Annotated in this window: 9 protein-coding genes; 5 read left to right on the forward strand and 4 right to left on the reverse strand. The window is 70.6% G+C overall.

All coding sequences use genetic code 11. The features are described from left to right. Both ACJ73U_RS07335 and ACJ73U_RS07340 read right to left on the reverse strand, forming a co-directional pair. The coding region (locus ACJ73U_RS07335) for a hypothetical protein (protein WP_407776769.1) at positions 1-298 on the reverse strand (298 nt) is incomplete at its 3' end. Continuing rightward, on the reverse strand, positions 288-983 hold the full coding sequence (locus ACJ73U_RS07340; RefSeq protein ID WP_407776770.1) for a metal-dependent transcriptional regulator: 696 nt from the start codon (positions 981-983) through the stop codon (positions 288-290). The genes ACJ73U_RS07335 and ACJ73U_RS07340, both read right to left, overlap by 11 nt. 132 nt (positions 984-1115) lie before the next feature. Here ACJ73U_RS07340 and ACJ73U_RS07345 point away from each other — a divergent pair, with 132 nt between their 5' ends. The 5 genes from ACJ73U_RS07345 to ACJ73U_RS07365 all read left to right on the forward strand — a co-directional run bounded on the left by ACJ73U_RS07345 (position 1116) and on the right by ACJ73U_RS07365 (position 7928). Continuing rightward, complete coding sequence (locus tag ACJ73U_RS07345) at positions 1116-2249, forward strand: sulfurtransferase (protein ID WP_407776771.1); 1134 nt, start codon at positions 1116-1118, stop codon at positions 2247-2249. Positions 2250-2354: 105 nt separating this feature from the next. Beyond that, positions 2355-3530 (forward strand): acetoin utilization protein AcuC, encoded by a 1176-nt coding sequence (locus tag ACJ73U_RS07350; protein WP_407776772.1) that lies wholly within the window; start codon positions 2355-2357, stop codon positions 3528-3530. A gap of 5 nt (positions 3531-3535) precedes the next feature. Continuing rightward, complete coding sequence (locus ACJ73U_RS07355; protein ID WP_407776773.1) at positions 3536-6223, forward strand: GNAT family N-acetyltransferase; 2688 nt, start codon at positions 3536-3538, stop codon at positions 6221-6223. 87 nt (positions 6224-6310) lie between these two features. Beyond that, positions 6311-6739 (forward strand): hypothetical protein, encoded by a 429-nt coding sequence (locus ACJ73U_RS07360; RefSeq protein ID WP_407776774.1) that lies wholly within the window; start codon positions 6311-6313, stop codon positions 6737-6739. 604 nt (positions 6740-7343) lie between these two features. After that, positions 7344-7928: a hypothetical protein gene (locus ACJ73U_RS07365; RefSeq protein WP_407776775.1), complete on the forward strand. Its 585-nt coding sequence runs from the start codon at positions 7344-7346 to the stop codon at positions 7926-7928. A gap of 104 nt (positions 7929-8032) precedes the next feature. On the opposite strand, the gene ACJ73U_RS07370 is transcribed toward ACJ73U_RS07365, so the two are convergent. Together ACJ73U_RS07370 and ACJ73U_RS07375 are read right to left on the reverse strand one after the other, a co-directional pair. Then, the gene (locus ACJ73U_RS07370) at positions 8033-9688 is read right to left on the reverse strand and encodes a fumarate hydratase (protein ID WP_407776776.1); all 1656 of its coding nucleotides are present in this window, start codon (positions 9686-9688) and stop codon (positions 8033-8035) included. A 286-nt stretch (positions 9689-9974) separates the two neighbouring features. After that, positions 9975-10613 (reverse strand): sigma-70 family RNA polymerase sigma factor (locus ACJ73U_RS07375; RefSeq protein WP_407776777.1); only part of this gene is annotated, 639 nt, incomplete at its 5' end.

Raw genomic sequence — 10613 nt, forward strand, 5'->3', positions numbered from 1 at the left:
CGTAGGCGGCCACGCTCGGCTCGCCATCGCGTTCGCCTCGCTCCGCGTGCGTTCCCGTCTGCTGCGCGTGCGTTCCCGTCTGCTCCACGTCCGTTCTGGTCTGCTCCGCGTCCGTTCTGGTCTGCTCCGTGTCGGGGCGGGCTGGCTCTGCCTGCGAGGTGGACTGCTCCGTGACGGAGTGGGATGTCTTGGGGGAGGGGGTGGTCTGCTGCGCGGCTGGGTCGTTCTGCGGGAGTGGCGCATCGGTGCCGCCGCGCTCGTTGGTGGTGGTCACGTGGTTGGGGCCGTCACTTCGCACGGGCGAGGACGGCGTGCAGCACGGTCGGCGGGACTTGTGCCGAGCTGTGCTCGCTGCTGACCTCGATCGTGTTGCCGTCGCCTTTGGACGGGCCGACGTGGACGGTCTGACCTGGGACCACGCCGACGCTCTTGAGCTCGGCCATCAGGTCCGGGTCCAGCTGGACGTGCTCGGCGATGCGGCGGACCTCGACCTTGCCGCCGCCGCGGCGGGCGACGTCGTCCATGCGCACGAGGTCGGCCTCGACCGGTGGGGCGGGCTCGCCCTCGCCCAGCTTGTCCAGGCCGGGGATGGGGTTGCCGTAGGGCGACGTGGTGGGGTTGCCGAGGAGCTTGACCAGCTTGCGCTCGACGGCCTCGCTCATCACGTGCTCCCAGCGGCACGCCTCGCTGTGCACGTGCTCCCATTCCAGACCGATGACGTCGACCAGGAGGCGTTCGGCGAGCCGGTGCTTGCGCATGACCGTGATGGCGAGGGCACGCCCATGCTCGGTGAGCTCGAGGTGGCGGTCACCGGCGACCACTACCAGGCCGTCCCGCTCCATGCGGCCGACCGTCTGGCTCACGGTCGGGCCACTCTGGCCGAGACGCTCGGCGAGCCTGGCACGCAGTGGGACGACGCCCTCCTCCTCAAGCTCATAAATGGTCTTGAGGTACATCTCAGTGGTGTCGATTAGCTCGTTCACGCCACTTCCCCTTCGTCGTCAACCATGCTAGTCGCTCGCCCGGGTGGAGCAGCGTGGCGGTAACGGGCTGTGAGCAGACACCCCTACTACTGCGGAGAGGCAGGGCAGGCCGGGTGAGTGAAGAATAGCGGGGTGACTTCTCCGCTCGTGTCGACCACCGACCTCGCCGCGTCGTTGTCCGGGGACGAGCCGCCCGTCCTGCTGGACGTGCGTTGGCGGCTGGGCGGGCCGCCCGGGCGGGAGGACTACGCGCGCGGACACCTGCCCGGTGCGGTGTTCCTCGATCTGGACGCTGACCTGGCCGCGCCGCCGGGGCCCGCGGGTCGCCACCCGCTGCCGGAGCCAGCTGACCTGCAGCGGGTGCTGCGGGCTGCCGGCGTGCGCGACGGGGCGCCGGTCGTGGTCTACGACGCGGACAACGGCTCGATCGCCGCCCGGCTGTGGTGGCTGCTGCGGTGGGGCGGCCATGCGCAGGTGCGCGTACTCGACGGTGGCTACGCGGCATGGCAGGCGGAGGGGCGTCCGGTGACCACCGATGTCCCGGCGCCGGAACGGGGTGACATAACGGTTCGCCCCGGTCACATGCCGGTCGTGGACGCCGACGGCGCGGCGACGCTCGCTCGTACCGGTGTCCTGCTGGACGCCCGCGCGCCGGAGCGGTACCGCGGCGACGTGGAGCCGATCGACCCGAAGGGTGGGCACGTCCCCGGGGCGCGCAACGCGCCGTTCGCCGCCCACACGGGCGCGGACGGTCGCTGGCGCACGCCCGAGGAACTGGCCGCGCACTTCGCGAAGGTGGGCGTGCCCGCGAAGGTGGATGGACCCGAGGTGGGGGTGTCTGGGGAGGCGGGTGTTCCTGACAAGGTGGGCGGTTCCGAGGCGGGGCTGGCTGGGGAGGTGGGCGTGCCTGACGGGGTGGGCGGTTCCGAAGTGGAGGTGTCTGGGAAGGCGCGCGTGCATCACAAGGTGCCCGAGGCCGAAGTGGAGGTGCCCGGGGAGGTGGGTGGACCCGAGGTGCGGGCGCCTCAGGAGGTAGGCGTGCCTGGAAAGGCGGGCATGTCTGAGAAGGGGGAGGCGTACGGCGAGAGCGCGGCGCAGATCGGGGCGTACTGCGGGTCCGGTGTTACCGCTACCTCGGTCGTGCTGGCGTTGGAGATCGCCGGGATCACGAGGCCCGACGCGCCGGCGACGCTCTACGCCGGTTCGTGGTCCAACTGGAGTGCCGATCCCGCGAGGCCCGTAGCTACCGGAGACGAGCCCGCCTAACCGAGCTGGGTCAGCCGCGACGGCACCCATACCAGGCGCTGCATACAGAATGCAATAATGGTTCGCGGCGGGCTTCGGTCGGTGTGGGTGGATAGGGTTGGGCTCATGGGACTGCCTGGTTCGGTTGTGTGGGACTTCGCCCTGCTTGGGTATGACCTCGGCGGAGAGCATCCGATGCATCCGATCCGGCTGGAGTTGACCATCCGGCTCGCCTCGGCGTTGGGAGTGCTCGACGGTGTCGAGTTGCTCGTGCCGGAGGAGGCCACCGACGAGGAGCTCGAGCGCATCCACGACGCGGGGTATCTCGCCGCGGTGCGGGAGGCGCCCATGGCCGGCTGGGACGTCGGGCACGGGCTCGGCACGGCGGACAACCCCGTGTTCGACAACATGCACGGCGCGGCCGCGCGGGTGGTCGGCTCGTCCTTGCTGGCGGCGAGGCAGATCGCGTCCGGGGCCACCAAGCGTGCCGTCAGCATCGCCGGTGGGCTGCATCACGCCATGCGCGACCACGCGCACGGGTTCTGCGTCTACAACGACCTCGCCGTCGCCATCTCCTGGTTGCTGGACAACGGGTTCGAGCGGATCGCCTACGTCGACACCGATGTGCACCACGGTGACGGTGTTCAGGCCGCCTTCTACGACGACCCCCGGGTGCTCACGATCTCGCTCCACCAGAATCCCCTGACGCTCTTCCCCGGCACCGGGTTCGCCGACGAGACCGGGGGACCCGGGGCACTCGGCACGGCGGTGAACGTTCCGCTACCGCCGCTCACCGGGGACCGTGCGTGGCTGCGGGCGTTCCACGCCGTCGTTCCTTCACTCCTGCAGGCGTTCCAGCCGCAGCTGATCGTCAGCCAGTGCGGGGTGGACAGTCACCACGAGGACCCGCTCGCCTCGTTGTCGCTGTCCGTGGACGGGCACCGGACGATCTACCAGACCGTGCGGAACCTTGCCGAGCAGTACGCCGGTGGGAGATGGCTTGCCGCCGGTGGGGGTGGCTACGCGGTGTTGCGGGTTGTCCCTCGGTCGTGGAGTCACCTGATCGCTACCGTGCTCGACCGGGACGTCGCCAAGGACACCAACTTGCCCGGGGGGTGGACGCGGTTCGTCGACAAGATCGCGCCCACCGCCGAGCTGCCGCTGACCATGAGCGACAACCAGAGCGTCGACTTCGAGCCCTGGGACGGCGAGGACGGCGAGCGCATCGACAGTGTCATCAAGGAGACCCGCCGCGCCGTCTTCCCGCTGCACGGCCTCGACCCGGACGATCCGAGGGACTGACCCGCATGGACGAGCGCCCGGATCCGTTCGACTACCCCAGGGACTGGGAGGCGGACGTGGTGCTGTCCGACGGCGGCACCGTCCACCTGCGACCGATCGTGCCCAGTGACGCCGACGCGTTGCTCGCCTTCCACAGCCGCATGTCCGTACGCACCCGCTACCTCCGCTACTTCGGCGCCTACCCGCAGATCCCACCTCGCGACCTCGTGCGCTTCACCACCGTCGACCACCGCGACCGGGTGGCTTTCGTCGCGTTGCTGGGTGACGACATCGTCGCCGTGGCGCGATACGAGCGTATTGGCAAGCGGCCGTCCGCCGAGGTCGCGTTCGTCGTCGAGGACCGGCACCAGAACCGCGGGCTCGGGCCGATCCTCCTCGAGCACCTCGCGGCCGCGGCCCGGGAGCGTCACATCCAGCGGTTCGTCGCCGAGGTGCTCGCCGAGAACGGCGCCATGCTCGGCGTCTTCCGCGCCGCCGGCTACCACCTCGTCCGCGAGATCGAGGAGGGCGTCTTCCACCTCGAGTTCGCCATCGACCCCACCGAGGAGTCCGTCGCCGTCGCCCGGTCGCGTGAGCAGGCCGCCGAGGCGCGCAGCGTCCACAACCTGCTGCATCCCCGCTCGGTCGCGTTGATCGGCGCCTCCGCCGACCCCGGCAAGGTCGGGTACGCCGTGCTCGGCAACCTGCTCCGCGCCGACTTCGCCGGACCCGTCTTCCCGGTCAATGCCGAGCGGCGGTCGGTGCGGGGCGTGCGTGCCTACCCGAGCGTGTTGGACATCCCGGATCCCGTCGACCTCGCGGTGGTCGCGGTCCCGGCCGAGCACATGGACGAGGTCATGGACGCCTGCCTCGCGAAGGGCGTCAAGGCACTCGTCGTCATCTCGTCCGGCTTCGGTGAGAGCGGGCCGGCCGGTGAGGGGGCCGAGCGCAGGCTGGTCGCCGAGGCCAGGGCGCACGGCATGCGTGTCGTCGGCCCCAACGCGCTCGGCGTCGTCAACACCGACCCGGCGGTACGGCTCAACGCGACGCTCGCGCCGGTGCTGCCCGGTCGTGGCCGCACCGGGTTCTTCAGCCAGTCCGGCGCGCTCGGCACCGCCATCCTCGCGGACGCGAAGGCACGCGGGCTCGGGCTGTCGACGTTCGTGTCCGCCGGCAACCGCGCGGATGTCTCCGGCAACGACCTGCTGCAGTACTGGGAGACCGACCCGGCGACCGACGTCGTGCTCCTGTACCTGGAGTCGTTCGGCAACCCGCGCAAGTTCGCCCGGCTCGCGCGTCGCCTGGGCCGGGTCAAGCCGGTCGTGGTGGTCAAGTCCGGACGCAACGCCGTGCTGCCGGCGCTCGCCGCGACCTCGGTCGAGGTGGACGAGGCGAGCGTGCAGGCGCTGTTCGAGCAGGCAGGCGTGATCCGCGTCGAGTCGATCGCGCAGCTCTTCGACACCGCGCTCCTGCTGGCCCACCAGCCGCTGCCGGAGGGTGGACGCGTCGCGGTCGTCGGCAACTCCTCGGCCATCGGCGTGCTCGCCGCCGACGCCGCGCTCGGGCAGGGACTGGAGCTCGCCGGCAATCCGGTGGACGTCGGCGCGTCGGCTGCCCCGGAGGTGCTGGCCGACGCGGTCCGTGCCGAGCTGCGTCGCGAGGACGTCGACGCGCTGGTCGTGGTGTTCGTGCCGCCGCTGTCCATCCCGGGCACGGCCTACGCGCGGGCGCTGCGTGAGGCCGCGGAGGGTGGTGGCAAGCCGATCGTGTCCACCTTCCTCGCCACCGAAGGGATCCCGGCCGAGCTGGCGGTGCCGGGCCCGGACGGCTCGCCGGCGCGTGGGTCGATCCCGTCCTATCCGAGCCCGGAACGCGCGGTGGCGGCCTTGGCCCGCGCGACCCGGTACGCGGCCTGGCGGTCCGCGCCACAGGGACGTCTGGTCCGCCCCCACGAGGTGGACGCGGACGCGGCCAGGGCACTCGTCGACGCCGCACTTGCCGAGGCCGGCGACGGGTTGGTGGAGCTGTCCGACCCGGACGCTGTGCGACTGCTGGCGTGCTATGGCATCGAGGTCGTGCCGCACCGGGCGGTCACGTCCGCGGATGGGGCGGTCGCCGCGGCCGAGGAGTTGGGCTACCCGGTGGCGGTGAAGGCGACCGGTGAGCGGTGGTGGCGGCGCCCGGACCTCGAGGGTGTGCGACTCGACCTGGCCACGGCCGAGGCGGTGCGGGCGGCGTTCACGGACCTCGCGGAGCTGTCCGAGGTGGTGAACGTCTACGTGCAACGCATGGCGCCCAAAGGGATCGGCTGCTCCATCGGCCTGCAGGACGACCCGTCGTTCGGCACCCTCGTCTCGTTCGGACTGTCCGGTGTGGTCAGTGACCTGCTCGGCGACCGCGCGTATCGGGCGGTGCCGCTCACCGACACGGACGCGGCGTCACTCGTGCGTGCGCCCAAGGCGGCGCCGCTGCTCACCGGGTACCGCGGCGGCGAGCCGGCGGACCTCGGCGCGCTCACCGACCTGGTGCTGCGGGTGGCGGCGCTCGCGGAGGACGTGCCGCAGGTCCGCTGGCTCGCGCTGGAGCCGATCCTGGCCGGTCCGGCCGGCGCGCGGGCCGTCGGCGCACGGGTGAGGGTCGGGCCGCCCCCGTCACAGCAGGACAGCGGTCCCCGGCGGCTGCGGTCGCTGCGACCATCCGAAAGTAGGGTTTAGGCGCCGGTGTGCAACCGGCGCGATGGCCGGTCGCGTCCTCCGGGCATGAAACGCCTAGGAACCGTTGTTGGCGCTGGCGTTCTGCTCTTGCTCGCGAGTGCTTGCGCCAACCCGCAGGAGAACCAGGAAGCAGGCACCGACCCGTCGACGGCGACCTCGCAGACGACCACGACTCCTGACCGCCAGCCGGCCAGGACGCCGCCGGACGGCGGCACGCCGGTCACGCGGCAGCAGCTCGACCCGTCCGGCCTGCCGCAGGGCTACCCGGTGCTGGTGTGGACCGAGGACAAGGGCAGCACCGTCGGCGTCGTCGCCCAGGAGGGCGGCTGCGGCAGGGCCAGCGTGGAGGTGCCACAGCAGACGGACACGCAGGTCGTGGTCCTGATGGTCGAGACCGTGCCGGCGACACCGAAGATGTGCACGATGGACCTGCGCTACCCGAAGCTGACCGCCGAGCTGGACGCGCCGCTCGGCCAGCGCACGGTGGTGCTGAAGGCGGAACAACGCAAGCGCTGACCGACCTGGTGCCCGGTCGCACGCCCCCGCTGCGACCGGGCACTTCCTCGCGCACCCGGCAATGTCGGTCCTCGCTGGTAGCGTTGAAATCGGGGGACCCCCTGGCCCATGAGTGGGACTTTCGCTCGGGTTGGGTGGGTGACGATTTTCCCGGTTGCCGTTTGTGACGGTGGATGTGTCGGGGTGGGCTTGCTCGGGTGGTCGGTCGTCGGTTGGGTGACGGTGTTCCCGGTCGCCGTTCATGACAGTGGACGTGTGGGAGTGGGCTTGCTCGCGTGGCCGGTCGTGGATTGGGTGACGGTGTTCCCGGGTGCCGTTCGGGATGGTGGACGTGTCGGAATGGATCTGCTTGGGGTGGTTGGTCGCAGGTTGGGTGGGTGACGGTGTTCGCGGTCGCCGTTCGGGGCGGTGGACGTGTCGGAGCAGGGCTTGCTCACACGGTCGGTTGCGCGTTGTGGATAACCGGCTTCCGGCGCCGGAAAATGTCGGTGGTCGCCGGTAGCGTTGAAACCGGGGGTCCCCCGAGGGCGCACGAGTGGGACTTTCGTGCGGGGAGGTGGGGGTTTGGTGCAACCTCGGCTCCGGGCGATACCGTCCTTCGACCATGAGGGCATTACTTGTCGCTGCCGGAGCTGTGCTCGCGCTCGGCGTGCTTGCCGCGTGTGGGGACCAGGCTGCGCCTGCCGCGTCCAGCCGCGCCGTGGGGACCAGCCAGACGAGTCACTCCACTCGGCCGTCGAAGGTGGCGCCGGACACGCCGTCCGAGGTCGCCCAGCCGACGCCGCCTGCGGGTGGGAAGCCGCAGCACCCGTCCAACGGGCAGCCGCCGGTGACCATCGGGCCTGACGGGCCCGTGGTGCCGGACGGGGTGACCGAGGTGCCCTCGTCGCAGGTCGACTCGTCCGCCCTGCCCAACTATGTCGAGTACGGCAACAAGGTGTGGGCCTACGACGGCGGCTTCGCCCTGCAGTTCTTCGCGGCCGCCAGCAGCAGTTGCACCGGGGTCGAGGCCACGGTCGTCGACCAGGCCCCGGACTCCGTGAAGATCGTCGTGCGGTCGCTCGACTCGCCGCAGGGTGGCCGGCCCGACGACGGTCCCTGCGCCATGGTGATGACGCCGACGCCGGTCACGGTCACGCTCGACTCGCCGCTGCGGGACCGGAAGATCCTGCTGAGCGCCGATCGCTAGCCCCCTTTTCCGCACGGGATCGAGTTTTGGCTGATCACGGGCTTCGGCCGGAGCAGCGTCCCGATCATCGCCGCAGGTCAGCGGGCCAGGTGTGGAATACTCGGCTAGCGGCGGAACGCGATCTGCAGCGTCGGCTGCGAGGTGCCGGCGAAGAAGTCGTTGCCCTTGTCGTCGACCACGATGAACGCCGGGAAGTCCTCCACCTCGATCTTCCACACGGCTTCCATGCCCAGTTCCGGGTACTCGAGGACGTCGACCTTCTTGATGCAGTCCTGCGCCAGCCGGGCCGCCGGACCACCGATCGAGCCGAGGTAGAAGCCGCCGTGCGCCTGGCACGCGTCCGTGACCTGCCGTGACCGGTTGCCCTTCGCCAGCATCACCAGCGACCCGCCGGCCGCCTGGAACTGCTCGACGTAGGAGTCCATGCGCCCGGCCGTCGTCGGGCCGAACGAGCCGGACGCGTAACCCTCGGGGGTCTTCGCCGGGCCCGCGTAGTACACGGGGTGGTCACGCAGGTACTGCGGCATGGGCTCGCCGGCGTCCAGGCGTTCCTTGATCTTCGCGTGCGCGATGTCGCGGGCGACGACCAGCGGACCGGTCAGCGACAGCCGCGTCTTGACCGGCAGCTTCGACAGCGTCTCGCGGATCTCGGCCATGGGGCGGGTGAGGTCGATCCTGACGACCTCGTCGGTCAGCTCGTCGCCGGTGACGTCCGGCAGGTACTGCGCGGGGTCGCGTTCCAGCTGCTCGATGAACACGCCGTCCGCGGTGATCTTGGCCTTGGCCTGGCGGTCGGCGGAGCACGAGACGGCGATGCCGACGGGGCAGGACGCGCCGTGGCGCGGCAGCCGGATGACGCGCACGTCGTGGCAGAAGTACTTGCCGCCGAACTGCGCGCCGATGCCGAACTGGCGGGTCATCTCCAGCACCTGCTGCTCGAGGTCGACGTCGCGGAAGCCGTGGCCGAGCGGCGAGCCCTCCTGGGGGAGGTTGTCCAGGTAGCGGGCGGAGGCGAGCTTGGCGACCTTGAGGTTGTACTCGGCCGAAGTGCCGCCGACGACGATCGCCAGGTGGTACGGCGGGCACGCGGCGGTGCCGAGGCTGCGGAGCTTCTCGTCGAGGAACCTCGCGAGGCGCTTCGGGTTCAGCAGTGCCTTGGTCTCCTGGTACAGGAACGTCTTGTTGGCGCTGCCGCCGCCCTTCGCCATGAACAGGAACTCGTACTCGGGCTTGTCGCCGTCCTTGTGGTACAGCTCCAGCTGGGCCGGGAGGTTCGTGCCGGTGTTGCGCTCCTCCCAGAAGTTGAGGGGCGCGAGCTGGGAGTAGCGCAGGTTCAGCTCCTGGTACGCCTCGAAGACACCCCGGCTGAGCGCGGCCTCGTCCTGGCCGCCGGTGAGCACGTTCTCGGTGCGCTTGCCGATGACGATGGCGGTACCGGTGTCCTGGCACATGGGGAGCACGCCACCAGCGGAGATGCAGGCGTTGCGCAGGAGGTCCATGGCGACGAACCGGTCGTTGGCGCTGGCCTCGGGATCGTCGACGATCGCGCGGAGCTGCGCGAGGTGCGTCGGGCGCAGGAGGTGCTGGATGTCGCGGATCGCCTCTTTGGCGAGGGTGGTGAGCGCCTGCGGCGCCACCTCGAGGAACGAGCGGCCGGCCGCCTCGACGAGTCGCACACCGTCCGGGGTGACCAGCCGGTACTCGGTGCGGGTGTCGGGCGCCAGGGGAAGAACTTCGGTGTAGGTGAAGGTGGCGGTCACCGTGGGGACTCCTGTGTCGCGCGTGGTGGGATCCCCCGAAATTACCGCAGTCGCCGAACAGCCGAGTGGGGCGTGGTCTGTGGCGTTGGTCGCGTCAGCCCCGACATGCCGGAAGGCCAGGGCGGCCCCCGGCCGTCCTGACCTCCCGTGGCGGGCGATGACAGGTCACAGGTAGTGCATATGTACCCGCATCGCGTAGTCCTCGATGCCTAGACCGTGCTCCCGCACGAACTCCCTGTCAATGGGGTCCTGCATGCTGGACGTACGTCGATACGGAATTGGTTGCTCAGCTCGCGTAGGCCCGCAACTTCTCGGCGCGCTCGCCCTGCCGGAGCTTGGCCATGACCTCGCGTTCGATCTGCCGGACGCGCTCTCGGGACAGGCCGAAGCGCTTGCCGATCTGGTCGAGCGTGTGGGGCTGGCCGTCGTCGAGGCCGTAGCGCAGGCGGATGACCGACTGCTCGCGCTCGTCGAGCGTGGCGAGGACGCGGCGCAGGTCGTCGTGGAGGAGACCCGAGATGACCGCGCTCTCGGCGTCGGTGGCCTCGCCGTCCTCGATGAAGTCGCCGAGGGGGGCGTCCTCCTCGGAGCCGACGGGCATGTCGAGGCTTACCGGGTCGCGGGCGTGGTCGAGCAGGTCGGCGACCTTCTCCGGGGTCAGCCCGACCTCCTTCGCCAGCTCGTCCTGGGTGGCCTCGCGGCCGAGCTGCTGGTGCAGGTCACGCTTGATGCGGGCCAGCTTGTTGACCTGCTCCACCAGGTGGACCGGGAGCCGGATCGTCCTGCCCTGGTCGGCCATGCCGCGCGTGATGGCCTGGCGGATCCACCACGTCGCGTACGTGGAGAACTTGAAACCCTTGGTGTAGTCGAACTTCTCGACCGCGCGGATCAGACCCAGGTTGCCCTCCTGGATCAGGTCCAGCAG

The organism is Actinophytocola sp. (assembly GCF_045807065.1).
Lineage (GTDB): Bacteria > Actinomycetota > Actinomycetes > Mycobacteriales > Pseudonocardiaceae > Actinophytocola.